Raw genomic sequence first — 26,000 nt, forward strand, 5'->3', positions numbered from 1 at the left:
GGCAGGTGCGCCCTGCCTCACGGCTCGCGGCGCGGTCGAGACATCCCCGGCCGTCGGGACCTAGGCTGATCGCGTGACGCAGTGGGACGGCGAGCTCGATCAGGCCCGGCTGCACGTGGTCAGCGGCAAGGGCGGCACCGGCAAGACCACCGTGGCGGCGGCGCTGGCGCTCGCGCTCGCCACCGGGGGCAAGCGGGTGCTGCTCGTGGAGGTCGAGGGCAGGCAGGGCATCGCGCAGCTCTTCGACACCGCTCCGCTGCCCTACTCCGAGGAGTGGATCGCCGCGGCCCCCGGCGGCGGCGAGCTGCGGGCGCTGGCCATCGACGCCGAACCGGCGCTGCTGGAGTACCTGTCGATGTTCTACAACCTCGGCTTCGCCGGCCGCACGCTGCGCAAGATGGGGGCGATCGAGTTCGCCACCACCCTCGCGCCGGGGCTCCGCGACGTGCTGTTCACCGGCAAGATCAAGGAGTGCGTCGGGCGCACCGACGAGCACGGCCGGTACTACTACGACGCGGTCGTGGTCGACGCGCCGCCGACCGGCCGGGTGGTCAAGTTCCTCGACGTCACGCGGGCGATGGCCGACCTGGCCAAGGTCGGCCCGATCCGCGAGCACAGCGACGGGGTGATCCGGCTGGTGCACTCCAGCGCGACCGTGGTGCACCTGGTGACGCTGCTGGAGGAGCTGCCGGTGCGCGAGACCCTGGAGGCCGTCGCCGAGCTGGACGCGGCCGACCTGCGGCCCGGCGGCGTGGTGTTCAACCGGGTCCGCCCCTGCCGGCTGCCCGCCGGGAGCGTCGAGGGCGCGGCCGCCGGCGAGCTGGACAGCGAGGCCGTGCGCTCGGGGCTGTCGGCCGCGGGACTGGACGTCGACGAGCCGACCCTGCGCGCGCTGGCCCACGAGACCGCGGAGCACGCCATCCGCACCAGGGCGGAGGACGACGCGCGCGAGCAGCTCGCCGGGACCGACCTGCCGATCGTCTCGCTGCCCGACCTGACCGCGGGCATCGACGTGGCCGAGCTCTACGAGCTGGCCGAGATCCTCACCGAGAACGGCATCGGGAGCACACGTTGAGCGAACCGCTGCGACCCGCGCAGGTCGACGTCGACGCGCTGCTCGACGACCCGGACACGCACGTGCTGGTGTGCTGCGGCTCCGGGGGCGTCGGCAAGACCACCACGGCCGCCGCGCTCGCGGTGCGCGCGGCCGAGCGCGGCCGCAGGGCGGTGGTGCTCACCATCGACCCGGCGCGCAGGCTCGCCCAGGCGCTGGGACTGCGGGAGCTGGGCAACACGCCCAAGCGGGTCGCCCCGGAGGGCTTCGAGCCCGCGGGCGAGCTCAACGCGATGATGCTGGACATGCGGCGCACCTTCGACGACATGGTGCTCACCCACGCGGGCGAGGAGCGCGCCGAGCAGATCCTGAGCAACCCCTTCTACCAGACCATCTCGACCTCGTTCTCCGGAACGCAGGAGTACATGGCCATGGAGAAGCTGGGGCAGCTGTCGGCCTCCGGCGAGTGGGACCTGATCGTGGTCGACACCCCGCCGAGCCGTTCCGCGCTGGACTTCCTGGACGCGCCGCAGCGGCTGTCCACGGTGCTGGACGGCCGACTGATCAAGATGCTGTCCAGCCCGGCGCGAGCGGGCGGGCGCGGCCTGCGCAAGATCGTCGGCGCCGGGTTCGGCATGTTCGCCAAGGCGGTGTCCACGATCATCGGCGGCCAGCTGCTGGCCGATGCGGCCCGCTTCGTGCAGGCCTTCGACTCGACCTTCGGCGGGTTCCGCGAGCGCGCCGAGCACACCTACCGGCTGCTGCGCTCGCCCGGCACCTCGTTCCTCGTGGTGGCGGCTCCGGAGCCGGACGCGCTGCGGGAGGCCTCGTACTTCGTGGAGCGGCTGGCGGGCGAGTCGATGCCGCTGTCCGGGATGGTGGCCAACCGGACCCACCCGGTGGTGGCCGAGGTGCCCGGCAACCGGGCGACCGCGGTGGCCGACGAGCTCGACGCCGAGGGCACCGCGCCGCTCGCCGCGGCGGTGATGCGGGTGCACGCCGACCGGGTCGCGGTGGCCGAGCGGGAGAAGCGGCTGCTGGCCCGGTTCACCCGCGCGCACCCGGACGTCCCGCTGGTCGGGGTGCCCGCGCTGCCCTCGGACGTGCACGACCTGGACGGGTTGCGGGAGATCGGCCGCAGGCTCGCCGGGGAATGAGCGCAAAAAACGGGCCGGGCAACCGCAATTGCGATCGCCCGGCCCCTCAGTTTGATCAACTCACCTGGACCTCGGCGAGGTCGGCGTAATCGGCGCGCGCAGCTTCCAGCAATTCGCGCCAATTACGAACATCCGGGCGGCGGCGCAGCAACGCGCGCCGCTCCCGTTCCGTCATTCCGCCCCACACGCCGAATTCGATCTTGTTGTCGAGGGCCTCGCCGAGGCACTCGGTCCGCACCGGGCAGCTGAAGCAGACCATGCGTGCTTTGCGCTGCTCGGCACCCCGGACGAACAATTGATCCGGGTTCTGATCTCGACATGCGGCGCTAACCCGCCAGTCCCCCTGCTCGAACATAGATTTCCCCCAGCTCCTTCACTGGATCGTCGGCGACCGTATTTCGTCCGGAGCCCCCCGGCACCGGATGTCGCGAACGGGTGATGTCGGGGCCCCGAACGCAACAGTGCTGTCGCTGGACGTAGACGGACTGTAAGGCCCTGCGGTTCCACAACCAACCGACGGTTGTCGCTCCGTTATCTTTCCCACTCACTACATCGGGCCAACTTTGGCTGTAACAGAACGTCACGAGGGGTGTACGTTTTAGGCTGGCCCGGTGCGTGCCCGGGACAGCCTGTTGAAGCTCTTTGGCCTGTGTGTGCTGGCCGGCGTGTTGGTGGCGGGAATGCTGTTCCCGATCGCGGGATCACTCGGAGTGGTCTCCAACCGCGCCGGCGACGCCGTCGACAGCATTTCGGCGGACATCGTCACCAAGGAACCACCACTTGTGACTACGGTCACAGACCGGGACGGTCGGCCGATAGCGCACCTCTACGAGCAGAACCGCAGGCCCGCCGCGTCGGACCAGATCGCCGACACCATGAAAGCGGCGATCGTGGCCATCGAGGACCGGCGCTTCTTCGACCACCAGGGCGTGGACTGGGCCGGGACCATGCGCGCCGCGGCCACCAACCAGATGGCCGGCGAGATCAGCCAGGGCGGTTCCACGCTGACCCAGCAGTACGTGAAGAACTACCTGATGCACGTCTCCGCGGCCGGCGATCCGGTCAAGCAGGCCAAGGCCGTCGAGCAGACCCCGGCGCGCAAGCTGCGGGAGATCCGGATCGCGCTGCAGATCGAGAAGCACCTGAGCAAGGAGGAGATCCTCACCCGCTACCTCAACGTGGTGCCCTACGGCCACCAGACCTACGGCATCGCGGCCGCTTCGCACGCCTACTTCAACACCACGCCGGACAAGCTGACCATCGCCCAGGCCGCGCTGCTGGCCGGCATGGTCAACAGCCCGAGCGCGCTGGACCCCGAGTCCAACCCGCGCGAGGCCATCGAGCGGCGCAACCTCGTCATCCAGGCGATGGAGGACCAGCACCGGATCACCCCGGAAGCCGCCGAGGAGGCCCGCAACTCCGGCCTGGACCTGGCCACGCCCATCGAGCAGCCGCCCAACGGCTGCATGGGCGCCGGCCCGGCCGACGGGTTCTTCTGCAAGTACGTGCTGGACTACCTGCAGCGCGCCGGGTTCACCGAGGACCAGCTCAACACCGGCGGCTACACCATCCGCACCTCGCTGGACCAGCACGCCACCGACGCGGCCAAGGCCGCCGCGGAGAGCCAGGTGCCCAAGACCACCGAGGGCATCGCCAACGTGATGAGCGTGGTGGAGCCCGGCAAGGACAAGCACCGGGTGCGAGCGCTGGTGGCCAACCGCGACTTCGGGGTCGACGCCTCGAAGGGCCAGACGGCCTACGCGCTGCCCAGCGGGATCGTGAAGTTCGGCGCCGGATCGGTCTACAAGGTCTTCACCGCGGCCGCGGCGCTGGAGAAGGGCATGGGGATCTACAACGTCATCCAGGCCCCCGGCTCCTACAGCTCGCAGGTCTACCGCAACGGGACCGCGCCCTACACCGTCGGCAACGCCGACGGCGTGGCGCCGGGGCCGCGAACCCTGCAGATGGCGTTGGCGACCTCGCCGAACACCGCGTTCGTGGCCCTGCAGGAACGCGTGGGCCTCAACGAGACGGTGGACATGGCCGCGCGGCTGGGCATGCGGCAGACCCTGCTGCACCACAGCTTCGGCGGTCAGCCGGTGGGCGCGAACGACTCCAGCGGCCAGAGCCAGGCGGAGTTCATCAAGAGCCGCAACATCGGCGCGTTCACCCTCGGCTTCTCCCCGACCAGCCCGCTGGAGCTCAGCAACGTCGGCGCGACGATCATGAGCGGCGGGACCTGGTGCCCGCCGACCCCGGTCGAGCAGATCCAGGACCGCAACGGCAACCCGGTGTCGATCACCGAGGAGCCCTGCGAGCAGGCCGTCGACGAGGAGCTCGCCAACGCCCTGGCCGTCGGCATGAGCAAGGACGACGCATCGGGCGGCACGGCGGCGCAGGCGGCCTCCAGCGCGGGCTGGACCCGCCCGGTGGCGGCCAAGACCGGTACCACCGAGGTCTACCAGTCGGCCGGGTTCCTCGGCGCCACGCCGCAGTTCGCCGGGTCGGTGCTGACCTTCACCGACGGCAACCGGCCACAGGGCATCTGCGACACGACGCCACCCCAGCTGTGCGGCAGCGGCGGCAACATCTACGGCGGCAAGGTGCCCGCGCGCACCTGGTTCGAGGCGATGACCAAGATCCACGACGGCCTGCCGACGGCGCCCCTGCCACCGACCACCAACCGCTACGAGAGCGGTGGGTCCGAGCACCGGGTGCCCAACGTGGTCGGGCTGGAGGAGGCCAAGGCCCGCGACCGGCTGATCGAGGCCGGCTACAAGGTCGACGCGAAGTCGGTGAACAGCCAGCGCTCGCAGGGCACCGTGACCAGCCAGACGCCGCGCGGCTTCGCGCTCCCCGGCGAAACGGTGTCGATCTCGGTCAGCACCGGGTACGTCCCACCGCCGGAGACGACCTCGCAGGAGCCGCCGCCGAGCTCGCCCGAGCAGGAGCGGCCGCCCGAGAACGGGCCGCCACCGGAGCAGGCGCCCGGCCAAGCCCCGGCCGAGCCGCAGCCGACCGAGGAGCCCGAGGAGTCCCAGGTCCAGCCCGGGCGGCCGGAACGGCCCTCCATCAGCCCGCCCTGACCGGCCGGGGCCGGGCGCTTCGTAGACTCGACCGCGTGACGAACGCGCAGGCGAGACAGCGACGCGCCCGGTCCCGGTACCGGCTGTTGGAGGTCCGCAGGACCGAGTGGATCACCCCGCGGATGGTGCGGGTGGTCCTCGGCGGCGAGGAGCTGGCCGACTTCGTCAGCAACGGCAGCGATCAGCGCATCAAGCTCTGCCTCGCCCAACCCGGCCAGCCGATGCCGCTGGGCCGCACCCGCGCCGAGGTGTTCGCGCTGCCCCGCGAGCAGCAGCCCCGGCAGCGCACCTACACCGTCCGCTGGTTCGACGGGCAGCGCCTCGAACTGGCCATCGACTTCGTGGTGCACGATCACGAGGGGCCCGGCGGCCGCTGGGCCACCGAGACCCAGCCGGGCGATCAGATCGTGACGGTCGGCCCGAGCATGGCCTACGAACCGCAGCCGGACGCCGACCCGCTGGTGCTGGTCGGCGACGAGACCGCGCTGCCCGCGATGAGCTCGATCCTCGAAGAGCTCCCGGCGGGCACCCGGGTCGAGGTGTTCGCCGAGATCGCCGCCGCCGCCGAGCGGCAGCAGGTCACCTCGGCCGCCGAGGTGACCTGGCACTGGCTGCACCGCGACGGCACGCCCGCCGGCGAGAGCGACCTGCTGCTCACCGCGATCCGCGAGGCCGACCTGGGCCCGGACCCGCACCTGTGGATCGGCGCCGAGGCGGACGCGGTCCACGCCCTGCGCGAGCACTGCCAGCGCGAGCTGGGCCTGGACCGCCGCCGCCTCTACGCCCTCAACTACTGGCGCCGGGGCACCGAGGGCTGAGTCGCTGAGAGCTGCTCGGGGATGCGGCGGACCCGCGTCCTCGTCCACCCCACCGCCGCGCGAAGCGACTCCCGAGCAGTTCCTAGCCCTGCAGCTTCGCCTTCACCAGGCCCGCGACCTGGCCGCCCTCCGCGCGGCCCGCGGCCTTGGCGTTGGCCAGCTTCATGACCTGGCCCATCTGCTTCATCCCCGGCTTCTCCCCCAGCTCGGCCTCGACCTCGGCGATGGCCTCGGCGACCAGTCGGGACAGCTCGTCGTCGGTCAACGGCTGCGGGAGGTAGCGGCGCAGCACCTCCGCCTCGGCCTCCTCGGCGGCCGCCTGCTCCTCGCGGCCGGCGCCGCGGAAGGCCTCGGCGGACTCGTCGCGCTTCTTGACCTCCTTGCTGAGCACCTTGAGCACTTCCTCGTCGGAGAGCTCCCGCGCCTGCTTGCCGGCCACCTCCTCCTTGCCGACGGCGGCCAGCGCCATGCGCAGCACGCCGGTGGTGGCGGTGTCCCGTTCCTTCATCGCCGCGGAGAGGTCCGCCCGCAGCTTGTCCTTGATCTCGGCCATGCGCCGATTATCCCGTGGCCGAGGCCACCACCCGGCCACCGACCCCACCGGAGCCGTAGGGTGACGGGCGTGAACAAGTTCGGCCGGATTCTGCTCAGCACGGGCGCCGTCGGCGCCGCGGGGATCACCTACTCGGCGGCGATCGAGCGGCGCCACTGGACACTGCGCCAGGCCACGATGCCGGTGCTCGCCGAGGACGCGCCGCCGCTGCGCGTGCTGCACGTCTCGGACCTGCACATGACCCCGAACCAGCATTCGAAGCAGCGCTGGGTCTCCGAGCTGGCGGAGCTCGACCCGGACCTGGTGGTCAACACCGGCGACAACCTGGCCCACCCGCAGGCCGTGCCCGCCGCGCTGCGCGCGATGGGCCCGCTGCTGGACCGCCCGGGCGTGTTCATCTTCGGCAGCAACGACTACTACGGACCGAAGCCGAAGAACCCGGCCCGCTACCTGCTGCCGTCGGCCAAGACCAAGCGCATCCACGGCGAACCGCTGCCGTGGCGGGACCTGCGCGCGGCGATGACCGAGCGCGGCTGGCTGGACGCCACGCACCGGCACCACGACCTCGAGATCTCGGGCGTGAAGATCCACGTCGCCGGCCTGGACGACCCGCACCTGCACCTGGACCGCTACGAGCTGATCGCGGGCGCGCCCCCGGCCGACGCGCAGCTCAAGCTCGGCGTGACGCACTCCCCGGAGCCCCGCGTGCTGGACTGCTTCGCCGAGGACGGCTACGACCTGGTGATGGCCGGCCACACCCACGGCGGCCAGCTGCGCGTGCCCGGCTACGGCGCGCTGACCACCAACTGCGAGCTAGACCGCCACCGCGCCCGCGGCGCCTCCAGCTGGGGCGAGCGGATGGGCCTGCACGTCTCGGCCGGCCTGGGAACCTCGCCCTACGCCCCGGTCCGCTTCGCCTGCCCGCCGGAGGCCACCCTGCTGACCTTGCTGCCCAGGTCGACGAACACCCCCTCGACCAGCGAAAACGCAAAAACCAGGGCCCCTTACGGAGCGAGCGAGGGCATCCGCTAAGCTATATCCAGCGCTGAGGCGAGCACCCGAGATGCCTCAGAGCTGAGATCGGGGTGTGGCGCAGCTTGGGAGCGCGCTTCGTTCGGGTCGAAGAGGTCGTGGGTTCAAATCCCGCCACCCCGACAGGTGAAGGGCCTGGTCAGGACTCCGCGAGGAGTTCCGACCAGGCCCTTTTTCGCGCTCCAGCCCCCTGAGGGGGAGAAAATGGGGAGAAAAATCTGAGTTGATCTTGCCCAGCGCCCTCTGCTTCCCTGCTGATACGCAGCAGGCTCACGTGGCCAAGACGGCGCAACCCGCCGAGATGATGGCCCGTGCTTGGCGCTCAGGTGAGGTCGGCGAAGCGTTCGACGTCGTTGGTCAGGCCGGAGGCGATGAGGATGTCGCCCTGCTCGACGACGGTGTCTTGGGTGGCGTAGGCGAAGCCTTGGTTGGGGCGTTTGATGGCGACCACGGTGACGCCGTACTTGCTGCGGATCTTGCTGTCACCGAGGGGATTGCCGACGGCCATGGCGGGGGCGCGGGTTTTGACCATGGCGTAGTCGTCCTCGAACTCGATGTAGTCGAGCATGCGCCCGGTAACCAGGTGGGCGACGCGTTCGCCCATGTCGTGCTCGGGGAGCACGACGCGGGTGGCGCCGACGCGTTCGAGGATGCGGCCGTGCTGGCGGTTGATGGCTTTGCACCAGATGTGGGGGATCTCGAATTCGGCCAGCAGCGAGGTGGTCAGGATGCTGGCTTCCAGGTCGTCGCCGATGGCCACCACGGCACGGCGGAAGTCGGGCACGTTGAGCTGGCGCAGCGCCGCCGGGTCGGTGGTATCGGCCACCGCGGCGTGGGTGACCGAATCGGCGAACTGCTGGACGATCTGCGGCCGGGTGTCCAGCGCGAGCACTTCCGAACCCCGTTCCATGAGCTCGAGCGCCAGCGAGCTGCCGAACCGGCCCAGGCCGATCACCACGACCCGCGAGGGTGTTCCGGCCGGGCGCGCTTGACGATGAGTTTTAGCCGACAATGGGTCGCTCCTCGGGAAGGTCGTAACGTTTGCCGCGTTCGCGCAAGGCCAGCGCGGAGGCGAACGTAATGGGTCCCAGGCGGCCGACGAACATCAGCACGACCAAGATGAGCTGGCCCGCCTGCGACAGATCGCCGGTGATGCCGGTGGAGAGCCCGACGGTGCCGAACGCCGAAGTCGCCTCGAACAAGACATCGTCCAGCTTGAACGGTGTGATGAGCAGCAGCGTCATGGTCGCCAGCCACACCAAGCCCACCCCGGACAGCACCACGGTCAACGCCTGCCGGTAGACCTCGCGCGGCAGCTTGCGGCCCAGCACGTGCACGTTCGGTTCGCCGCGCACTTCGGCGAGCATCACGAAGGCCAGCAGGGCGAAGGTGGTGACCTTGATGCCGCCCGCGGTGCCGGCGCTGCCGCCGCCGATGAACATGAGCACGTCGGTGACCAGCAGGCTCGCCGGTTGCATGGCGCCGACATCGAGGGTGTTGAACCCCGCCGTGCGGGGCGTGAGGCCTTGGAAGGCGCCGGCCACGAGTTTGCCGATCGGATCGTACTGGCCGAGCGTAGCGGGGTTGGTCCACTCGATCCCGATGACCGCGATCACGCCGACGACCGCGAGCGCGGCGTAGGCGCCGAGGGTGATGCGGATGTGCAGCGACCAGCGGCGCTGCTGTCGGCGAGCGTGCCGGGCGAGTTCGAACAGCACCGGGAACCCCAGCCCGCCGAGCACGAAGGCGACCACGATCGGCACGCAGATCCACGGGTCGGTCGCGAACCCGATCAGGCTGTCGGAGTACAGCGCGAAGCCGGCGTTGTTGAACGCCGAGACCGCGTGGAACACACCTAGGTAGGTGGCCTGGCCTAGCGGTATCTCGTACCCCGCGGCCAGGCGGGCGGTCAGCGCCAGGGCGGTGAGCGTCTCCATGATCAGGCTGACCGCGATGACGCCGAGCACAACGCGGCGCACGTCGCCGAGCACGGAGGTCTTGGTTTCGGTGGCCGCGCTGCGCTGCATCCGCATCCCCAACCGGCGGGTGACCAACACCCCCAGCAGGGAGGCGAACGTCATGATGCCGAACCCGCCGACCTGGATGAGCCCGAGGATCACCAGCTCGCCGAACGTCGACCAGTGCCCCGGGGTGTCGACCACGATCAGCCCCGTGACGCAGATCGACGAGGTCGAGGTGAACAGCGCGGTCACCCAATCGGTGACGGTTCCGTCCTCGCTGGCGACCGGCAACATCAGCAACACCGTGCCGACAATGATCGCCAGGGCGAACCCGAAGGCCACCACCCGGGCGGGCTTGCCGCCAACCCAGCGGAGAACCGCCCGCGTCGGCGATATGCGGCCCAGCGCCGCGCGTCCCTGCACCCCGGCTCCTCCACCCTCGCCAGATGCCCGTCAGAAGACCGAGCCGGAAACCTACCCCCCACTCCGTCCCGCGGCTCAACACGGTGACCCATATCATCGAGTACGCGGCGATCTGAGCCTGGCCAGCACTTCGCGAAGAGTACTGGCCAGGCCTTTTCACCCCAACCGAGGTTGTTGACCTCGCCTGTAAATGCCCCACCTCCCACTATCGGGCCCGCAACAACGCGTCCAGAACCGCGACGGGAGACCCCGGCGACATGGCACGGCGAGCGTCCAATGCTGCCTCCCAACAACGAGTCAGCTCGGCATCCAGCCGACTCCGCATCTCTGTAGTCACGTGCGTGTAGCGGCGCTGGACGGACGTGTCCGTGTGACCGATGCGTTCATCCGCCAGAACGGCAGGAGTGCCCAGCTCCTCCAAGAGCGTCCGATGCGTGTGGCGCAGGCCGTGGGGAGTGAGCCCCTTGGCGATCGGAACCCAGCAGCACTCCGCTCGCCCACGCGCGCCTCGCCCGCGCGCAGGGACGCCCGGCCAAGGTTCAGCAAGGACCGGAACCGGTCGCGCCGGTCGCGGGTCTTTCTTGGGGTACCAGCCAGATGCCGCGGGTTGGAACAGCCACGTCGCGAAGCCGTTCCGTCGCCAGTGCTCAACCGGTGCCGATTGCGCCACTCCCCGCACGTACCCGAGATCGGCAATGGCCTTCTCCACTCGGCTCCGCGTGTCGTCCGCAACCGCTGCCGAGCGGTTGAGCACGTTCGACACGGTGCCCGTCGAAACCTGCGCACGCCGCGCGACGTCAACCAAGCGCGGCCCTGGTCCGGCCTCCCCCTTTGCCGTCCCCAGACCACGAAAGACGTAGGTCCGGGCGTGGCAAGAACACGGTCGAAGCGCATTCCGAGCGATGTGATCCGACAGCAGCGCTGACAACCAGCGGGGCAGGTCGACCGCGACGACCGGATCCGCCACGAAGTCCCGGTGCAGCCGAGGTCGTCGGCCGGGCACGTGGCCACTCGGAACCCCGTTCACCTGGAGCACGAAGGCGGAACGCTGCGCTTGTGGGCCGCTCCTGACGACGATGACGAGATCGCGGGGACCGAGCTGCTCGTCTACCGGGCCGCACCGGGGAGCTGACCCCGTCCCAGTCGTGCGCGGAGCTGCCGCTCGCGGCCTCGGCAACGCAGCCCGGAACACCCGCGGACCTCGCTGCCGTTGCGACGTACCGCTCCACCCGCAGGCCTCTCGTCCCGGAAGGTGAAGGGCCTGGCCGGGGCTCCGCTAGGAGTTCCGGCCAGGCCCTTCCCTTCACGCCCCAATCGCGCCCGCGCGCCGGGCCGCTCAGCTCCCACCGCGGCCGGCGGGAAGGACCGTGGTGCTGCGGATGTGCTCGTAGACGATCGAGGTGCGCACGTCGGCGACCTCGGGCTTCCCCGTCAGCCGGTCGATGACGAAGGCGTAGAGGTGATCGTTGTCCGGGACGGCGACGTGGATGAGGAAGTCCTCGCTGCCGCTGGTCACGAACACTCCCAGCACCTCGGGCAGGTCGGCGGCCCACTCCCGGAACCCCTCGATGTTGGCGCGCGTCGGCGGGCGCACCCGCACCGCGACGAGCGCTTGGACGGGACGTCCGATCTTGGCCAGGTCGACGTCCAGGCGGGCACCGGTGATGACTCCGCGCTCGCGCAGCGCCCTCGTGCGATCGAGGGATGTGGTCGGCGCGACGCCGACCACAGCGGCCACATCGCGGTTGGTGCGCCGTGCGTCGTGCTGGAGCTCCCGCAGGATCGCCGTATCAAGTTCATCCAGATCAGCCATGCGACGACTCTATTCGAATTTAATACGGAATTCTATCTCTGATGCGTATGTATCGCTAGACTTTTTATCGTCTCCCGTATTCAGCGCACCCTGAGAGGAAATTCAGGTATGAGCGATCAGTCGGTCGGGTTCGAGCCCGACGAGGTCCGCACGAGGGTTTCGACGCGGTCGGCGCGATTGAAGTGGGTCGTCGTCGTCGATCGCGACATTCCCGCGGGGCGGATCGTGAACGCGGCGGCCTGCGTGGCCGCGGCCACGGCCCCCGCGGTCACCGGCCTCCTCGGCCCCGGCGGCGCCGATGGCGACGGCTCACCCCACTCCGGTCTGCCGTGGGCGGGATGCTCGGTTCTCGCCGCCGATGCCGAGACGCTGCGCGCGGCCCGCGCCGAAGCCGCGGCTCAGGAGGGCGTTCTCGTCACCGACATGCCCACCGCCGCGCAGGAGGTGCGGGTGTACGACGACTACCTCGCGCGCCTGGCCGACCTCTCCGCCGAGGAGGTCGCCTACGCCGCGGTGAGCTTGGTCGGCCCGCGCAAGAAGGTGGACAGGATCGTCGGCGGGCTGGGGTTGCTGCCGTGACCGTCGTCGGCGAATCGGCGCCAGGTGCGCCAGCGGCCGACAAGACGATCGGTGCCGCCTCCGTGCTGACGGCCGCAGCGCTGTGGGGCACGGTCGGTCCTGCCCAGGTCCTGGCCGCTTCCGCCGCCGACCCCGGCGCGCTGGGCGTCGCGCGAGTGCTCCTGGGCGGACTCGCGCTAGCGCTGTTCTGCCGACGGCTCGCCGACTGGCGGGCCGTGGCACGGCGCCACGTGATCGGCTGGGTGTTCCTCGCGGCGCTGGCCACCGGCGTGTACCAGGTCACGTTCATGCACGCCGTCGAACACCTCGGGGCAGCTCTCGGCACGGCCATCGCGCTCGGCGTCGCGCCGATCGCCACCGGCCTGTGCGCGCGCTGGTGGACCGGCGAGCGCCTCACCCTCGGCTGGTCCCTCGGCACCGTGGCTGCGGTGGCCGGGTGCGTCATCCTGCTCAACCCTCGGGGGGCCGAGCAGATCAGCGCCACCGGCGTCGGGATCGCCCTGATCTCCGGGAGCTGCTACGGCGCCTACGCCGTCGCGGCCAAGCGATTCCTCCGAGCGGGCGCGCCCGCCCTCCCCGCCACCACCATCACGCTGCTGATCGCCGGTGTCGCGCTGTCCCCGCTGCTGTGGCTGCACCACGACCACCTGGGCGATCCCAACTCCTGGCTCCTCATCGCCTGGATCGCGCTCGCGGGCACCAGCGCCGCCTACGCGGCCTTCGTCCACGGCCTGCACCGCACCACCGCGCCCACCGCAGGAACCCTGAGCCTCGCGGAACCGCTCGTGTCCGCCGCCCTCGGCGTGCTCGTGCTGCACGAACGGCTCTCGCCTGCCGCCGCCCTCGGGTGCCTCATCCTCTTGACCGGTCTCGCCGCGGTCGCGCTCGTCGGCGCCCGGCGACCCCGCGACGCGAAGCCGCCTGCGCGAGAAGCGACTTGAGCCGCCCCCGCGATCTCGGGTGCTGGCTCGACGGCACCGTCAACACGCCCCTGCGCGCCAGCGCTGCGGGAAGCCCCGGGGCCGATCGGGCTCCGGCGCGGTCAGCTTCGCGCTCGTGAGCTGCGGGAGGACGGGCTGCCGCGAAGTCCCGGGGTGCGGCGCACCGCGCGCCGCACCTCGTCGACCAGGATCCGAGCGGGGTTGAACGCCACGACGAGCACGATGGCGTCGCGCGGGCCGAGGAGCCCGGCGAACCACTCGTCGACGTCGGTGCGGTCGGACGTGGGGCGTCGCGTCCACAACCCGGTTTCGGTGTCGTCGTAGGCGTCGCTGATGACCAGGGTCTCGCGGTCGAGCCGGTCGACCTGCCCGAGCTCGGTCGCCGCGTCGGCCGCGATGCGCTGCACGTGCTTCGGAACCCCGCGGTCCGGGGCGGGCCAGGCGGCGTCGGTTCGGCCCGCTGCCGACGACCACGCCCCGTAGACCAGCGGGTTCCCCGTGCGCATCACGGCGTACAGGCTGCGCGGTGCGGCCTTGGCGATCGCCGAGCGCAGCAGCGCGCGCCAGATCGCGCTGGAGAGCCCTGCGCCCTGGTAGTCCGGTCGCACGCCAGCGGAGTTGGCGTAGAAGCACCTGCGTCCGCCGAATCGCCGGTCGTTGCTGGCCACCCACGCCACCGGCAGGCCGGCGGAGTCGAGCACGACGACGAGGCCCGACAACCGGTCCAGGTTCTCGTCGGAGAGCCAGTTCAGCCAGTACCGCTCGGTGGTCGCGGTGAACGCCTGCACCGCGACGGCGGGAAACGTGTCGCGCAGGTGCTGCCGGGCCGGGCCGGGGAGCCGGGTTCGCACCGAGGTCCAGAGCAGTCCGGTCAGGCCGTGCCCGACGGAGACCTTCTCGGCTCCGTCGAGGAGTTCGGGCGGGAAGCGCGAGGGCATCGGGTCGGTGGTGGTCATCTCCGTCTTCCGGGTTCGTGCGGGTTTCGTGCTCGTGCTGCTGCGGACCGGCGGTCAGGGCTGCGCGACCGCTTCGGGGGTGCGGAGCGCGGTGACCGCCGAGGCGAACATCGTCGACTTGATCGCCCCGAGCGCGTCGCGGCTCTTGCCGGCGAGCGGACGCACCAGCTCCACCGCCGCGCGCACCACTTCTCCTTCGTCGGCGACCTCGTCGACGAGGCCGCGGTCGCGGGCCCGCACCCCGCCGAAGCGCCGCCCCGTCGTCATCGCCTCGACGGCCGCTGCGGGGGTGAGCTTCCCCTGGATCAACGCGGCCATGCCCGGCGTGAACGGCACGTCGATGTCGACCTCGGGGAAGCAGAAGTACCCGCGGTCGGCGCGCATGACCCGGAAGTCGTGGGCCAGGGCCAGCATCGCCCCGGCGCCGAACGCGTGACCGTTCACCGCCGCGACCGCGGGGACCGGCAGAGTCAGCACGCGGGCCAGCAGCTCCTGCACGTCGGCGCGGTAGGAGGCCAGCCGGTCGGCGTGCTCCACGACCCACTCCAGGTCGAGGCCGTTGGAGTAGAACTTGCCCCGCCCGGTCGTGACGAGCGCGCTGGGGCCGGGATGACCGGCGATGGCGTCCAAGAACTTGTTGATCTCCTCGAGCCAGTCCGGCGAGAACCGGTTCTCGCCATCGCCGAGGTCCAGCACGAAGACGCCGTCGTCCTCGTGCAACGCGGGCATGGTCGTTCCTCCCCGGTATGGGTGCGGGTGCTCGTCGCCGGCTCAGCGCCGCGGTGGCTCGGGATCGAGGACCGCGCGCACGGCCGCTGCGAGACGGGCTCGCACATCGGCCGGGATCTGCACCGAGCCGTCGGCGGTGACCTGGCCGAGCGCTCGACGCAGCAGGGCCGTCGGCAGGTCGACCACGCAGGTGGTGATCACCTCGACGCTCGGACCGTCCCGCCGGTCCCACATCGCCGTCGCCAGACGGCAGAGCACCTCGGACACCAGCCGCCGGTCCAAGCCGAGCAGCGAGTCGGCGAGCTCCTGGGGGAGCTCGGGTCCGAGGAGCTGCTCCCGGCGCACCGTCATCAGCATCCGAGCCGCGGCGGGGCGCCGGTCGGCCAACGCGGCCGGCGCATCGGCAGCGGCGACTACCGCGCGCACCGCATCTCCCCGGGTCGGCGCCTCGCCCAGGGCGTCACCGATGAGCTCGGTCTGCAGGTCCAAGAACTCGACCGCGGCTCGCAGCCACATCCGCCCGCGCAGCGCCGCCAGCGAGCCGAAGGCGTGGTAGATCGCCCCGTTGGGCACGCCGCTCGCCGCCGAGAGCTCGCGCACGGTGAGCCGCTCCGGCCCGGCGTCGGCGACGAGCCGTTCGGCGACGTCCAACACCTGGTCGAGGTCGTGCACTCGTGGTCTGGGCACGCTCGCACGATAATGGAGCACGCGCTCCACAACAAGGGATCGCGGCGTCGCCGGGCCCGCTCAGCGCCTGGGATCGGCGCGCGAGGACCGGCGCTCGCCGGTCGGGCGGCACCGCTCCGGTGCGTCGACGGCCGTCACCCGGATCGGCGTTTGGGCAGGTCAGATCACCTGCGTCGGGTTGACACCGGGGTCCGGGCGGGCTAGGACTACGGCACTGCGATCCGCTCGGGTCGGCAGCCACGGCTCCTGGAAGGACAACCGCATGCGACACCGCGCGCTGTCGGCCCTGCTCGCCCTCGCGATCGCCGGTGCGGTCGGGCTCGGATCGGGCACCGCGCAGGCCGCCCCGCCCGCCGTCTCACCGCCGGGCGCCAACGACTGGTCCTGCGAGCCCAGCGCCGAGCACCCGCGGCCGGTCGTGCTCGTGCACGGCACGTTCGAGAACATGGCCAAGAACTGGTCGGTGCTGTCCCCGCAGATCGCTCAGGCGGGCTACTGCGTGTTCGCGCTGGACTACGGCAACAACGCCACCGGCCCCGTCGAGGACTCGGCGCAGGAGCTGGCCTCCTTCGTCGACCAGGTCCTCGCGGCTACGGGCGCGCGCGAGGTCGACCTGGTCGGGCACAGCCAGGGCGGGATGATGCCCCGCCACTACCTGAAGTTCCTCGGCGGCACCGAGGAGACCGGGGAGCTGATCGGGATCGTGCCGTCCAACTACGGCACCACAACGCCGCTGACCAGCCCCTCCGGGGTCGTCTGCGAGGCCTGCGCCCAGCAGGCGCAGGGATCGCCGTTCCTGACCGAGCTCAACGCCGACGACGACACCCCGGACGGCCCCGACTACACGGTCATCACCACCCGCTACGACGAGGTCGTCACCCCCTACACCAACGCGTTCCTGCACGACGGCCCCGCCGAGGACCTGACCAACATCACCGTGCAGGACGAGTGCCCGAACGACGTCGTCGAGCACGACCAGAGCCCCAACGACCCGGTGGTCGCGCAGTGGGTGCTGCACGCCCTCGACCGCGAGGGCCCCGCGGACCCCGGCTTCCAGCCGAACTGCTTGCCGTGACCCGACGCGGCGGTCCACGAACGAGGTCGCCCGGGGTTGTCACGAACGAGGGGCCCAGCACGTCCTAGGCAGCAGGGACGACTCTCGATCGGAGCTGATGACGATGAACCTCGCGCTGTGGATCGTTGCCGGGCTGCTGGCGGCCGTGTTCCTGATCGCCAGCAGCAAGATGGTCGTGCCCAAGGAGAAGATGGCCGGGATGTCGGCCAGCTCGCGCTGGGTCGAGGACTTCAGCCCCGCCTCCCTCCGCGCCATCGGCGCGCTCGAACTGCTGATCGCGGCGGGGCTGGTCCTGCCCGCGGCGGTCGGGATCGCACCGGTCCTGGTCCCGCTGGCCGCGACCGGCGCCGGGCTGGTGATGATCGGCGCGGTGATCACGCGCCTGCGCCGGGGCGAGCGCGCGACGATCGCGGGCGACCTGATCTACCTCGCGATGGCCGTCTTCGTGGCCTGGGGCCGCTTCGGTCCCGCGCCCTTCGGCGGCTGACCCGAAGCGGCCGCAGGGGTCAGTGCCGGGTCGGCCGGTAGAGGAGCTCCTGGATGCGGCCGTCGAGCGTGCGGTTCCCGAGGAGCTCCAGGTCGAAGTCGTCGGCTCCCCGGAAGATCGGGTCCAGTCCGTTGCGGCCGGTGATCACGGGGAACAGCGTCACCTGCAGGCGGTCGACCAGCCCGGCGGCCAGCAGCGCGCGGTTCATCGACAGGCTGCCGTGCGAGCGCAGCGGCACCTCGGACTCCTCCTTGAGCCGGGCGACGACGTCGACCGCGTCCCCGCGGGCCAGGGCGGCGTCCGGCCAGTCGAGCGGCCCCTCCAGCGTCGTCGAGACCACCGTCGCCGGCAGGTTCCGCATCCGGGTGACCCACGGGTCGCGGACGTCGGAGTCCTCGGTGCTCGACGCCAGCATCTGCGCGAACGCCCGGTAGGTGTTGGCCCCGAAGACCATCCGCTGCTCGGTCTCGTAGAGCGCGAGGCGGTGCGCGAGCAGCTCGGGCCCCTGCTTGCCCCAGTAACCGCTCCAGTCACCCCCGGCGGCGCCGTAGCCGTCGAGGCTGGAGAAGACGTCGAAGGTGTAGGTGGCGCTCATGGTGTGCTCCTCGTAGCGCGGTCCTCAGTGCGGACCCGCGGCGCCGCGAGAACTCATCGCCGCCCGATCTCCCGAGCCGGCCCACGAGCCCGGTGCGGGACGTCATGATCGGGGGCGACTCTGCAGCAGGCGATCGGGCTCGCCGTCCGTCGCCTCGATCGGCTAGGGGGCCTCGTGGACTACGGGATCGACATCAGCCACCACAACCAGGTCGACGACTGGCAGGCGGTGCGGGGCAACAACATCACCTTCGCCAGCGCGAAGCTGACCGAGGGCGAGACCTTCGTCGACGACCGGGCCGGCGCGCACGTGGCGGGGGCGCGCGGCGCGGGCGTCGTCACCGGCGGCTACCACTTCGCCCGGCCCGGCGCGATCGAACCGCAGGTGGGCCACTTCGCGTGGTGGCTGGGTCAGCACGGCTTGAAGGAGCCGGGGAACATGTGGCCGATGCTGGACATGGAGGACCCGGACATCGCCGACCCGAACGCGTTCATCCCCGAGTTCATCCGCCAGCTGCGCGCGGCGACCGGTGTGCCCGGCGTGCTGGTCTACGCGAACCTGAACTGGTTCCAGAACGTCGTGGACCCGGACCTGTGGGCGGGCGAGGACGTGCTGCTGTGGATCGCCCGCTACAACGGCGACCCCGGCAACCCGGGCTGGGAGCACCCCCGCCTCGCCCTCCACCAGCACACCTCGGCCGGTTCGGTGCCCGGCATCCCCGGCGAGGTCGACCGCAACGCGACCGTGGGCGCCTGGACGCGCGCGGCCTTCACCACCTGATCTCAGGAGCGACCGAGGAGCCCTGCGGGGAGGGCTCCTCGGCGCGGATCGGTGCGGTCTCACGCGGGTTGGCGCGCTGGTTCGGCGCGGCGGACGAGGACGACGCCGGCGATGATGAGCAGGCCGCCGAGCAGCACCGAGAACCCGGGGCGCTGGTCGAGCAGCAGCCAGGCGAACAACGCCGCGGCGACCACTTCGAGGAGCGCGACGAAGGACCCGACGCGGGAGCCGAGGCGGCGGATCGCCGCGGTCCCGCTCGCGTAGGCCAGGGCGGCGGAGATCAGGCCGAGTGCCAGCAGCGGCGCCCACCAGGGGCCGGTGCCGATGGCGTAACCGGCGGAGGCGACGTTCGCGCGCATCGGCAGCACGCCGATCGCGCCCAGGGCCGCGAGGACGGCGGCGGCGATGGCCAGCCCGGTGCCGGCCAGGGCGATCGGCGGCAGCACGTCCTCGGTCTCGCCCGAGATCAGGAAGTACGCCGCGTTGCCGATCATCGCCGCGAACGCCCACAGCGCGCCGGTCCACGCGACCTCCGCCCCCGAGGCGAGGTCCAGCGCGAACACCAGGCCCAGCACCGCCGTCCCGGCCCCGAGCGCGGTCAGCGGCCGCGGTCGCTGACCGCGCCGGACCCACAGCCACAGCACGATCGCGATCGGCGCGGTGAACTCGATGAGCAGCGCGGGCGCGACGTCCATCGTGCGCACGGCCGAGAAGTAGCAGAACTGCGTGCCCGCCAAGCCCAGCGCGCCGTAGACCAGGAGCGGTCGGAGCTGCGCGCGCAGCGACCTCCACCGGCCGCGCAGGGCGGCGATCGCGAACGGCGCCAGCGCGGCGGCCCCGATGCTCAGCCGCGCCAGCACCACCGCGCCGGGGCTCCAGCCCGCTTCCAGCAGACCGCGCGCCAGCGCCCCGGACATCCCGAACGAAGCCGCTGAGAGGACTGCGAGCGCCAAGCCGCCGCTGAACCGCGGAGCAACACGCACACCTGCGCTGTCATCTTCCAAACGCGTCATGGCAAATGACGCTATGGACGCCGATGTAAGATGTCAACATGATTTTTGGGCATGACACCGAGGCGTCGCTGCAAGCGGCCGTCGCGCTCATCAACACCGCCGGGGAGCCGGACGCCCTGATGACCGTGCAGGCGGTCGACGCCTGGTACGCCGAGCACCGCTACACCGGGCGCCGCGACGGCGACGAGGCCGAGCTCGAAGAGCTCCGCGCGCTGCGACCCGTCCTGCGCGACCTGCTGTCCGCCGACCGCGACCGCGCGGCGGACCTGGTCAACGAGATGCTCGCCGAGGCGGCAGCGCTGCCCCAGCTGGTGCGCCACGGCGACGAGGACTGGCACCTGCACGCGATCGACGCGGACGCCCCGCTGGCCCGCCGGGTCGTGGTGGAGACCGCGATGGCGATGGTCGACGTCATCCGCCTCGACGAGATGTCCCGCCTGTCGCTGTGCGCCGACGAGACCTGCCAGGGCGTGCTGATCGACCTGACCCGGAACCGCTCCCGGCGCTTCTGCACCACCGCCTGCGCGAACCGCAACGCGGTCGCCGCCTACCGGGCGAGGGCGAGGCAGCGGTGATCTCGCCGCCGCCGGTCCGCGTGGGCGGTTCGTGGTCGGTGGCCCGATCGGGCAGGATCGGGGTGTGAGCAGTTATCCCGAGGCGAAGATCCCCAGTGCGTTGTTCGAGGACCCCGAGGCGGAGGGTCGGTGGCGGGCGCGGTTCAGCGCACCGCGCGTGTCGTTGCCCGATTGGGCGCGGGACGCACCGCATCGCAGTCTGTACGTGTCGAACTTCAGCGGGACCTGGGAGCTCTACGCCTGGGATCGGGAGTCCGACAAGCACCGCCAGATCACCGACCGCCCGCAGGGCACCTTCCACGGGACGCTGTCGGTCGACGGCGAGCGGATCTGGTGGTTCGACGACACCGACGGCGACGAGTTCGGCAGCTGGAAGGTCGAGCCGTTCGACGGCGGCGAGCCCGAGGAGGCCGTTCCCGGAACGCATCCCGGCTACCCGGCGGGCCTGGAGCTCGGGCGTTCGCTGACCGGGCTCGGGATGTCCACCGATGACGGCGTGACCGTGTGGGTCGCGCGCGACGGCGGCCGCCCGGAGGTGCTCTACCAGCACGAGCAGGACGGCGGGCTGTCCGCGCTGTCCTGGGACGAGTCGATGCTGGCGATCTCGCACTCCGAGCACGGCGACAGCCGACACCCGGCGCTGCGGGTGCTGCGCGCCGACGGCTCCGAGGTCGCCGAGAAGTGGGACGGACCCGGCAAGGGCCTGGACGCGCTGGCCTTCGCGCCCGTCACCGGCGATCCCCGCCTGCTGGTGCTGCACGAGCGGCGCGGCAAGGAGGAGCTGCTGGTCTGGGACGTCGAAGCCGACGCCGAAACCGAGATCACCCTGGACCTGCCCGGCGAGGTCTCCGCCGACTGGTACCCGGACGGCCGCTCGCTGCTGATCGCGCACACCCACCGCGCGCGCACCACCGCGCACCGCTACGACCTCGACAGCGGCGAGCTCACCGACCTCCCCACCCCGGCGGGCACCGTGGTCGGCGCCTCGGTGCGGCCGGACAGCTCGGTGGAGTACGTGTGGTCCTCGGCGGCCACCCCGTCGCTGGTGCGCACGATCTCCCGCGACGGCGAGGACCGGGTGCTGCTGACCCCGCCCGGGGACCGCGCGCCGGGATCGGAAGCGGTCACCGACGTGTTCGTCGAGGTCCCCTACGGCCCGAACGACGCCGTGCACGCGCTGGTCGCGCGCCCGGCAGATGCCGAGGAGGGTCCGCTGCCGACGGTGTTCAGCCTGCACGGCGGGCCGCACGCGGCCGACGAGGACCGGTTCTCCGCCTACCGCGCGGCCTGGCTGGACGCCGGGTTCGCCGTGGTCGAGGTCAACTACCGGGGTTCGACCGGCTACGGCTCGGCCTGGCGGGACGCCATCGAGGGCCGCCCGGGCACCACCGAGCTGGAGGACGTCGCCCGGGTGCACGACTGGGCGATCGAGGCCGGGCTGACCACGCCCGCGCTCAGCGTCGTCGCGGGAGCTTCCTGGGGCGGCTACCTGACGCTGCTGGCGCTGGGCACCCAGCCGGAGCGCTGGGCCGGCGGGGTCGCGGGAGTGCCGGTGGCCGACTACGTCTCGGCGTTCGCCGACGAGATGGAGCCGCTGCGCGCCTACGACCGCGCGCTGTTCGGCGGCTCGCCGGAGGAGATCCCGGACGTCTACCGGAAGGCCTCCCCGATCACCTACGTCGATCAGGTGCGCGCGCCGGTGCTGGTGCTGGCCGGGGACAACGACCCGCGCTGCCCGATCCAGCAGATCCTGAACTACCTGGATGCGCTGGGAGAACGGCAGATCCCGTTCGAGTTCTACCGCTACGACGCGGGCCACGGCTCGCTGGTGATCTCGGAGACCCTGCGCCAGGTCTCCGCGGAGATCCACTTCGCGCGGCGAGCGGTCGGGGCGTAGCGACCGACCCGACCCCACCACCCCGATTCACCTCCCGACCCGGGTGCGGGATCACCTCCCGATCCGGGTCGGGAATCCGAGGGAATTCGGTCGGGCCTGTCGGTCGCGGGCGAGCCGGGAGGGGTTGTGAGGAACGCGACGGGCGCCCGGGGGCGCGGAATAAGTTGCCGCGGCTAACGGTCTGAGCTGGCGTGAGCCATCTCTTCGAACCGATCAAGCTGCGTGACCTGACCATCCGCAACCGCGCGTGGGTCTCGCCGATGTGCCAGTACTCGGCCACCGACGGCGTGCCCAACGATTGGCACTTCGTGCACCTCGGGCGCTTCGCCACCGGCGGCGCCGGTCTCGTCATCGCCGAGGCCAGCGCCGTCGTGCCGGAGGGCCGGATCAGCCCGCAGGACACCGGGCTGTACAACGACGAGCAGGTCGCCGCCTGGCGCCGGATCAACGACTTCATCCACGCCCAGGGCGCGGCCACCGGCGTGCAGCTGGCGCACGCGGGCCGCAAGGCCTCCACCGCCCAGCCGTGGGAGGGCGAGTACGCGGTGCCGGAGTCCGAGGGCGGCTGGCAGCCGGTCGGCCCGACCGACGAGGCCTTCGGCCAGCTCGCGACGCCGCTGGCGCTGACCGCCGAGGAGGTCGCCGAGCTGCCGGAGAAGTTCGCCGCCTCCGCTCGCCGCGCGGACGAGGCCGGCTTCGACGTCGTCGAGCTGCACTTCGCGCACGGCTACCTGGCGCACCAGTTCTACTCGCCGCTGGTCAACACCCGCACCGACGCCTACGGCGGTTCCTTCGAGAACCGGGTGCGGATCCTGCTGGAGATCACCGACGCGGTGCGCGCGGTCTGGCCGGAGGGCAAGCCGCTGTTCGCCCGCCTGTCGGCCACCGACTGGGCCGAGGGCGGCTGGACCGGCGACGACTCGGTCCGCCTGTCCCGCCTGCTGGCCCAGCGCGGCGTCGACCTGATCGACTCCTCCACCGGGGGCGCGATCCCGCACGCCGACATCCCGGTGCGCTCCGGCTACCAGGTCCCCTTCGCGCGCCAGATCAAGCTGGAGGCCGAGGTGCCCACCGGCGCGGTCGGTCTGATCACCGCCCCGGAGCAGGCCGAGGAGATCATCGCGGCGGGCTCGGCCGACGCGGTGCTGCTGGCCCGCGAGCTGCTGCGCGACCCGAGCTGGCCGATGCACGCCGCGGACAAGCTCCGCGCCGACGTGCTCTGGCCCAAGCAGTACGTCCGCGCCAGGCGCTGACGCGCGAGCGGGGAACCTCGCCGCACCGGGCACGAGGTTCCCCGCTCACGACTCCGCCCGAGCACCCGGCTCGCGGCGCGATCCGCCGCCGAGCGCGCAGCGGATCACGCGAGCTGGGCTTGCCACATCCAGTGGGACTTCTCCAGGTCCGCGGCGATCGCGATGAGCAGGTCCTGGGTGACCAGGTCGGTCTTGTCGGTCTCGTCGATGCGCTTGCGCAGGCCCGCGATGACCTCGCCGAGGGCCGTCACGATCGCCTCGACGACCTGCTGATCGCCGTGCCAGTCCGGCTCGAAGGCCGGCACGTCGGACCCCTTCGCGACGGTCGCGGCGCGGCCATCCGGCGAGACCCCGATCGCCACGGCCCGCTCGGCCACGTCGTCGGCGTACCCGCGCGCGGAGGCGACCAGCTCGTCGAGCTGCAGGTGCACGTCGCGGAAGAACCGGCCGACCACGTTCCAGTGCGCCTGCTTGGCCACCAGGTGCAGGTCGATCAGGTCGACCAGGGTGTCCTGCAGCACCCCGCCGGTGATGTCCCGCTCGGAGGCGCTGAGCGGACTGGTGATCGGGGAATCCGCCTTCTTCGCGGACTTCCCGGACTTCTTCGCGGTGTCCTTCTTCGCGGTGGACTTGGACTTCGTCGTGGACTTCTCCGCCATCGGTGCGCGACCTCCTCGAACGCGAGCAGACGCAGTCGAGAGTGCAGCTCCGCGAGCACTCCCGCATTCCGAACGGTCCACGCCAACGCCGATCGGTCAAGCGCGCTGGGCGGCGAAGTCGACCACCTGTCGTCCGATCGTGCGTAGCGTCTCGGCGACCTTGGGGTCGGTCTCGACACCGGGCTCGAACCGGGTCTCGGCGGAGTTCACCGCCCCGCCGAGCGGCGTCGGCCAGCCGCGCAGCGCGTGCACCACCGAGCGCAGGCCCTGCAGCGTGGTGACGGTGGCCTGCCAGCCGTAGGCGATGCCGATGCAGCCCACCGCCCGGCCGTCCAGGTAGGGGCGCTCGTCGGAGCGCAGGTCCTCGACGTAGTCCAGCGCGTTCTTGATCAGCCCGGAGATCGTGCCGTGGTACCCCGGGGAGGCGAGCACGACGCCGTCGGCGGTGCGCAGCGCCTCGACCAGCTCGCGCGCGGCACCGGTGCGCTCGGGCACTTGCGGGTCGTAGAACGGCAGCGCGAGCGCGGAACCGGTGATGGCCTGCACCTTCGCCCCGGCTCCCCGGGCGCCGTCGAGCGCCACGTGCAGCGCCCGCTCGGACTGCGAATCGGGTCGCACCGACCCGCCGATACCCACCACCGTCACGCTCATGCGGCGATCCTTTCATCTCCCGGACGTTCCGCCAGGCCACGCTAGGACTTCGAGCTCGCTGGAGGTCAATCGCGGAGATCTTCGCTACTAGCGGGTAATCTCACACCGAACTTGTCGCCTTCCGGGGAAGGTTCTCGCCCACATGGCCAAGATCGAACAGAAGCTGCAGGCAGCCGTGGTGAGCGGCGTCTTCGCGCTGCCCTCGCCGGTGCGGCGGCTGCTCGCGGGCAAGCCGATACGCCTCGACGACCAGGAGCTCGCGCTGGACGCCCAGCTGCTGCTCAAGCTGCAGAAGCTGGCGGGTCAGGAAGGCCTGTCCGCCACGACTCCCGAGGCCGCGCGGATCGCGATGTCCAACGCTCCGGTGCGCAACGGCTCGATGCCCGGCGTGGTCGTCGCCGAGCGGACGATCCCCGCCGAGCACGGCTCGCTGCCCGCCCGGATCTACCGGCCCAGGGAGCTGACCGAGACCGGCCCGCTGCTGGTCTTCCTGCACGGCGGCGGCTGGGTCATCGGGGACGTCGACACCCACGACGACCTGTGCCGGTTCCTGGCCAAGCACGCCGGGATCCGAGTGCTGTCGGTGGACTACCGGCTGGCCCCCGAGCACCGCTTCCCCGCGGCCTTCGAGGACTCGCTGGCGGCCTACCGGTGGGCCGTGGACAACGCGGCCGAGCTGGGATCGAGCGCGGACGCGATCGCGATCGGCGGCGACAGCGCGGGCGGCAACCTGGCGGCCTCGGTCGCGCTGCACGCGACCCGCGAGGGCGCGCAGAAGCCGGTGTTCCAGCTGCTGCTGTACCCGGCCACGGACGCGACCGCGCGGCGCCGGTCCCGGGACCTGTTCGGCAACGGCGGTTTCCTGCTCACCGATCACGACATGACCTGGTTCATGGACCACTACGAGCCGGACGTGGACAAGCGCGCGGACCCGCGGCTGTCCCCGCTGCTCGCCGAGGACCACGGCGACCTGCCGACGGCCTACGTGGTCACCTGCGGTTTCGACCCGCTGCGCGACGAGGGCGAGGCCTACGCGCGGGTGCTGGCCGACGCGGGCGTCCCGGTGATCGCGCGCCGCTTCTCCGACCTGATCCACGGCTTCGCCAACCTCCGGCCGGTCAGCCAGCGCTTCGAGGAGGCGCTCTTCGAGATCGTCGGCACCACCCGGGCGGCGCTGGAGCTCACCAAGAAGCCCTGATCCGCAGCGCGCCGTTCCGCGCCGCTGC

Annotated in this window: 28 protein-coding genes and 1 tRNA gene; 16 read left to right on the plus strand and 13 right to left on the minus strand. The window is 71.5% G+C overall.

Translation table 11 applies throughout. The features are described from left to right. Nucleotides 1–73: 73 nt before the first annotated feature. Together bagA and bagB are read left to right on the plus strand one after the other, a co-directional pair. On the plus strand, nt 74–1,075 hold the full coding sequence (gene bagA, locus ACFQRI_RS12980; RefSeq protein ID WP_380668102.1) for an ATPase BagA: 1,002 nt from the start codon (nt 74–76) through the stop codon (nt 1,073–1,075). Then, nucleotides 1,072–2,211: an ATPase BagB gene (gene bagB / locus ACFQRI_RS12985; RefSeq protein ID WP_380668104.1), complete on the plus strand. Its 1,140-nt coding sequence runs from the start codon at nt 1,072–1,074 to the stop codon at nt 2,209–2,211. Before bagA ends, bagB begins: the two co-directional genes overlap by 4 nt. A 55-nt stretch (nt 2,212–2,266) precedes the next feature. Here the strand turns inward: bagB and ACFQRI_RS12990 are convergent, their stop codons facing one another. Continuing rightward, a complete protein-coding gene (locus tag ACFQRI_RS12990) occupies nt 2,267–2,566 on the minus strand; it encodes a WhiB family transcriptional regulator (protein WP_380668106.1) in 300 nt (99 codons plus the stop codon). Between the two features lie 325 nt (nt 2,567–2,891). On the opposite strand from ACFQRI_RS12990, the gene ACFQRI_RS12995 reads away from it, so the two are divergent. After that, the gene (locus ACFQRI_RS12995; RefSeq protein WP_380668108.1) at nt 2,892–5,297 is read left to right on the plus strand and encodes a penicillin-binding protein; all 2,406 of its coding nucleotides are present in this window, start codon (nt 2,892–2,894) and stop codon (nt 5,295–5,297) included. A 35-nt stretch (nt 5,298–5,332) separates the two neighbouring features. Beyond that, nucleotides 5,333–6,115 (plus strand): siderophore-interacting protein, encoded by a 783-nt coding sequence (locus ACFQRI_RS13000; protein ID WP_380668110.1) that lies wholly within the window; start codon nt 5,333–5,335, stop codon nt 6,113–6,115. Nucleotides 6,116–6,197: 82 nt separating this feature from the next. On the opposite strand, the gene ACFQRI_RS13005 is transcribed toward ACFQRI_RS13000, so the two are convergent. Continuing rightward, on the minus strand, nt 6,198–6,668 hold the full coding sequence (locus ACFQRI_RS13005) for a GatB/YqeY domain-containing protein (protein ID WP_380668112.1): 471 nt from the start codon (nt 6,666–6,668) through the stop codon (nt 6,198–6,200). A gap of 69 nt (nt 6,669–6,737) precedes the next feature. Between ACFQRI_RS13005 and ACFQRI_RS13010 the strand changes: the two genes are divergently transcribed. Together ACFQRI_RS13010 and ACFQRI_RS13015 are read left to right on the plus strand one after the other, a co-directional pair. Further along, complete coding sequence (locus tag ACFQRI_RS13010; protein ID WP_380668114.1) at nt 6,738–7,700, plus strand: metallophosphoesterase; 963 nt, start codon at nt 6,738–6,740, stop codon at nt 7,698–7,700. 49 nt (nt 7,701–7,749) lie between these two features. Next, nucleotides 7,750–7,823, plus strand: a tRNA-Pro gene (locus ACFQRI_RS13015). Nucleotides 7,824–8,022: 199 nt separating this feature from the next. Here the strand turns inward: ACFQRI_RS13015 and ACFQRI_RS13020 are convergent. From ACFQRI_RS13020 to ACFQRI_RS13030, 3 genes are all read right to left on the minus strand, one after another. Continuing rightward, a complete protein-coding gene (locus ACFQRI_RS13020) occupies nt 8,023–8,658 on the minus strand; it encodes a potassium channel family protein (RefSeq protein WP_380668116.1) in 636 nt (211 codons plus the stop codon). A 43-nt stretch (nt 8,659–8,701) separates the two neighbouring features. Beyond that, nucleotides 8,702–10,084 (minus strand): TrkH family potassium uptake protein, encoded by a 1,383-nt coding sequence (locus ACFQRI_RS13025; RefSeq protein ID WP_417750621.1) that lies wholly within the window; start codon nt 10,082–10,084, stop codon nt 8,702–8,704. Between the two features lie 205 nt (nt 10,085–10,289). Next, nucleotides 10,290–11,120 (minus strand): LacI family DNA-binding transcriptional regulator, encoded by an 831-nt coding sequence (locus ACFQRI_RS13030; RefSeq protein WP_380668118.1) that lies wholly within the window; start codon nt 11,118–11,120, stop codon nt 10,290–10,292. Between ACFQRI_RS13030 and ACFQRI_RS13035 the strand changes: the two genes are divergently transcribed. Continuing rightward, entirely contained in the window at nt 11,088–11,216 is a 129-nt protein-coding gene (locus ACFQRI_RS13035) for a hypothetical protein (protein WP_380668768.1), read from the plus strand. The genes ACFQRI_RS13030 and ACFQRI_RS13035 overlap by 33 nt on opposite strands. Nucleotides 11,217–11,420: 204 nt before the next feature. Here ACFQRI_RS13035 and ACFQRI_RS13040 read toward each other — a convergent pair whose 3' ends face one another. Further along, nucleotides 11,421–11,897 carry an Lrp/AsnC family transcriptional regulator gene (locus ACFQRI_RS13040; protein WP_380668120.1) on the minus strand — a complete coding sequence of 159 codons (477 nt, stop codon included), beginning with the start codon at nt 11,895–11,897 and terminating at the stop codon, nt 11,421–11,423. 108 nt (nt 11,898–12,005) lie between these two features. Here ACFQRI_RS13040 and ACFQRI_RS13045 point away from each other — a divergent pair, with 108 nt between their 5' ends. Both ACFQRI_RS13045 and ACFQRI_RS13050 read left to right on the plus strand, forming a co-directional pair. Then, the gene (locus ACFQRI_RS13045; protein WP_380668122.1) at nt 12,006–12,476 is read left to right on the plus strand and encodes a DUF2000 domain-containing protein; all 471 of its coding nucleotides are present in this window, start codon (nt 12,006–12,008) and stop codon (nt 12,474–12,476) included. Next, the gene (locus ACFQRI_RS13050) at nt 12,473–13,417 is read left to right on the plus strand and encodes a DMT family transporter (protein WP_380668124.1); all 945 of its coding nucleotides are present in this window, start codon (nt 12,473–12,475) and stop codon (nt 13,415–13,417) included. The genes ACFQRI_RS13045 and ACFQRI_RS13050 overlap by 4 nt, the downstream gene beginning before the upstream one ends. A 101-nt stretch (nt 13,418–13,518) precedes the next feature. Here ACFQRI_RS13050 and ACFQRI_RS13055 read toward each other — a convergent pair whose 3' ends face one another. Genes ACFQRI_RS13055 through ACFQRI_RS13065 form a run of 3 tightly spaced genes read right to left on the minus strand, consistent with a single transcriptional unit; the run spans nt 13,519 to nt 15,789 of the window. After that, nucleotides 13,519–14,373 (minus strand): GNAT family N-acetyltransferase, encoded by an 855-nt coding sequence (locus ACFQRI_RS13055; RefSeq protein WP_380668126.1) that lies wholly within the window; start codon nt 14,371–14,373, stop codon nt 13,519–13,521. A 54-nt stretch (nt 14,374–14,427) separates the two neighbouring features. After that, complete coding sequence (locus ACFQRI_RS13060) at nt 14,428–15,102, minus strand: enoyl-CoA hydratase-related protein (protein WP_380668128.1); 675 nt, start codon at nt 15,100–15,102, stop codon at nt 14,428–14,430. A gap of 42 nt (nt 15,103–15,144) precedes the next feature. Next, nucleotides 15,145–15,789 (minus strand): TetR/AcrR family transcriptional regulator, encoded by a 645-nt coding sequence (locus ACFQRI_RS13065; protein ID WP_380668130.1) that lies wholly within the window; start codon nt 15,787–15,789, stop codon nt 15,145–15,147. Nucleotides 15,790–16,051: 262 nt separating this feature from the next. On the opposite strand from ACFQRI_RS13065, the gene ACFQRI_RS13070 reads away from it, so the two are divergent. Further along, complete coding sequence (locus ACFQRI_RS13070) at nt 16,052–16,864, plus strand: esterase/lipase family protein (RefSeq protein ID WP_380668132.1); 813 nt, start codon at nt 16,052–16,054, stop codon at nt 16,862–16,864. Nucleotides 16,865–16,961: 97 nt separating this feature from the next. Further along, nucleotides 16,962–17,351, plus strand: a complete 390-nt coding sequence (locus tag ACFQRI_RS13075; RefSeq protein WP_380668134.1) for a DoxX family protein — start codon at nt 16,962–16,964, stop codon at nt 17,349–17,351. Nucleotides 17,352–17,370: 19 nt separating this feature from the next. Here the strand turns inward: ACFQRI_RS13075 and ACFQRI_RS13080 are convergent, their stop codons facing one another. After that, the gene (locus tag ACFQRI_RS13080) at nt 17,371–17,946 is read right to left on the minus strand and encodes a dihydrofolate reductase family protein (RefSeq protein ID WP_380668136.1); all 576 of its coding nucleotides are present in this window, start codon (nt 17,944–17,946) and stop codon (nt 17,371–17,373) included. Nucleotides 17,947–18,120: 174 nt separating this feature from the next. On the opposite strand from ACFQRI_RS13080, the gene ACFQRI_RS13085 reads away from it, so the two are divergent. Then, nucleotides 18,121–18,726 (plus strand): glycoside hydrolase family 25 protein, encoded by a 606-nt coding sequence (locus ACFQRI_RS13085; RefSeq protein ID WP_380668138.1) that lies wholly within the window; start codon nt 18,121–18,123, stop codon nt 18,724–18,726. Between the two features lie 59 nt (nt 18,727–18,785). Here ACFQRI_RS13085 and ACFQRI_RS13090 read toward each other — a convergent pair whose 3' ends face one another. Beyond that, nucleotides 18,786–19,739 carry an EamA family transporter gene (locus ACFQRI_RS13090; protein WP_380668140.1) on the minus strand — a complete coding sequence of 318 codons (954 nt, stop codon included), beginning with the start codon at nt 19,737–19,739 and terminating at the stop codon, nt 18,786–18,788. Nucleotides 19,740–19,777: 38 nt separating this feature from the next. Between ACFQRI_RS13090 and ACFQRI_RS13095 the strand changes: the two genes are divergently transcribed. From ACFQRI_RS13095 to ACFQRI_RS13105, 3 genes are all read left to right on the plus strand, one after another. Then, the gene (locus tag ACFQRI_RS13095; RefSeq protein ID WP_380668142.1) at nt 19,778–20,314 is read left to right on the plus strand and encodes a CGNR zinc finger domain-containing protein; all 537 of its coding nucleotides are present in this window, start codon (nt 19,778–19,780) and stop codon (nt 20,312–20,314) included. 64 nt (nt 20,315–20,378) lie between these two features. After that, nucleotides 20,379–22,211: a S9 family peptidase gene (locus tag ACFQRI_RS13100; protein ID WP_380668144.1), complete on the plus strand. Its 1,833-nt coding sequence runs from the start codon at nt 20,379–20,381 to the stop codon at nt 22,209–22,211. 191 nt (nt 22,212–22,402) lie between these two features. After that, the gene (locus ACFQRI_RS13105; protein ID WP_380668146.1) at nt 22,403–23,464 is read left to right on the plus strand and encodes an NADH:flavin oxidoreductase/NADH oxidase; all 1,062 of its coding nucleotides are present in this window, start codon (nt 22,403–22,405) and stop codon (nt 23,462–23,464) included. Between the two features lie 104 nt (nt 23,465–23,568). On the opposite strand, the gene ACFQRI_RS13110 is transcribed toward ACFQRI_RS13105, so the two are convergent. Both ACFQRI_RS13110 and ACFQRI_RS13115 read right to left on the minus strand, forming a co-directional pair. After that, nucleotides 23,569–24,123, minus strand: coding sequence for a Dps family protein (locus ACFQRI_RS13110; RefSeq protein WP_380668148.1), 555 nt, complete (start codon nt 24,121–24,123; stop codon nt 23,569–23,571). 96 nt (nt 24,124–24,219) lie between these two features. Continuing rightward, nucleotides 24,220–24,774 (minus strand): NADPH-dependent FMN reductase, encoded by a 555-nt coding sequence (locus ACFQRI_RS13115; protein ID WP_380668150.1) that lies wholly within the window; start codon nt 24,772–24,774, stop codon nt 24,220–24,222. Nucleotides 24,775–24,916: 142 nt separating this feature from the next. On the opposite strand from ACFQRI_RS13115, the gene ACFQRI_RS13120 reads away from it, so the two are divergent. Continuing rightward, entirely contained in the window at nt 24,917–25,972 is a 1,056-nt protein-coding gene (locus tag ACFQRI_RS13120) for an alpha/beta hydrolase (RefSeq protein ID WP_380668152.1), read from the plus strand. Nucleotides 25,973–26,000: the final 28 nt, after the last annotated feature.

Origin of the sequence: Saccharopolyspora griseoalba, from assembly GCF_042665275.1 — a bacterium.
GTDB classification, from domain to species: domain Bacteria; phylum Actinomycetota; class Actinomycetes; order Mycobacteriales; family Pseudonocardiaceae; genus Saccharopolyspora; species Saccharopolyspora griseoalba.

What these genes read in the sequence shown, in the direction of transcription:
- ACFQRI_RS12995 (WP_380668108.1), top strand. Translation starts at nt 2,892, where the DNA reads ATGCTGTTCCCGATCGCGGGATCACTCGGAGTGGTCTCCAACCGCGCC.
- ACFQRI_RS12990 (WP_380668106.1), bottom strand. Translation starts at nt 2,566, where the DNA reads ATGTTCGAGCAGGGGGACTGGCGGGTTAGCGCCGCATGTCGAGATCAG.
- ACFQRI_RS13055 (WP_380668126.1), bottom strand. Translation starts at nt 14,373, where the DNA reads ATGACCACCACCGACCCGATGCCCTCGCGCTTCCCGCCCGAACTCCTC.
- ACFQRI_RS13070 (WP_380668132.1), top strand. Translation starts at nt 16,052, where the DNA reads ATGCGACACCGCGCGCTGTCGGCCCTGCTCGCCCTCGCGATCGCCGGT.
- ACFQRI_RS13120 (WP_380668152.1), top strand. Translation starts at nt 24,917, where the DNA reads ATGGCCAAGATCGAACAGAAGCTGCAGGCAGCCGTGGTGAGCGGCGTC.
- ACFQRI_RS13040 (WP_380668120.1), bottom strand. Translation starts at nt 11,897, where the DNA reads ATGGCTGATCTGGATGAACTTGATACGGCGATCCTGCGGGAGCTCCAG.
- ACFQRI_RS13080 (WP_380668136.1), bottom strand. Translation starts at nt 17,946, where the DNA reads ATGAGCGCCACCTACACCTTCGACGTCTTCTCCAGCCTCGACGGCTAC.
- ACFQRI_RS13060 (WP_380668128.1), bottom strand. Translation starts at nt 15,102, where the DNA reads ATGCCCGCGTTGCACGAGGACGACGGCGTCTTCGTGCTGGACCTCGGC.
- ACFQRI_RS13095 (WP_380668142.1), top strand. Translation starts at nt 19,778, where the DNA reads ATGATTTTTGGGCATGACACCGAGGCGTCGCTGCAAGCGGCCGTCGCG.
- ACFQRI_RS13045 (WP_380668122.1), top strand. Translation starts at nt 12,006, where the DNA reads ATGAGCGATCAGTCGGTCGGGTTCGAGCCCGACGAGGTCCGCACGAGG.
- ACFQRI_RS13005 (WP_380668112.1), bottom strand. Translation starts at nt 6,668, where the DNA reads ATGGCCGAGATCAAGGACAAGCTGCGGGCGGACCTCTCCGCGGCGATG.
- ACFQRI_RS13090 (WP_380668140.1), bottom strand. Translation starts at nt 19,739, where the DNA reads ATGACGCGTTTGGAAGATGACAGCGCAGGTGTGCGTGTTGCTCCGCGG.
- ACFQRI_RS13115 (WP_380668150.1), bottom strand. Translation starts at nt 24,774, where the DNA reads ATGAGCGTGACGGTGGTGGGTATCGGCGGGTCGGTGCGACCCGATTCG.
- ACFQRI_RS13075 (WP_380668134.1), top strand. Translation starts at nt 16,962, where the DNA reads ATGACGATGAACCTCGCGCTGTGGATCGTTGCCGGGCTGCTGGCGGCC.
- ACFQRI_RS13110 (WP_380668148.1), bottom strand. Translation starts at nt 24,123, where the DNA reads ATGGCGGAGAAGTCCACGACGAAGTCCAAGTCCACCGCGAAGAAGGAC.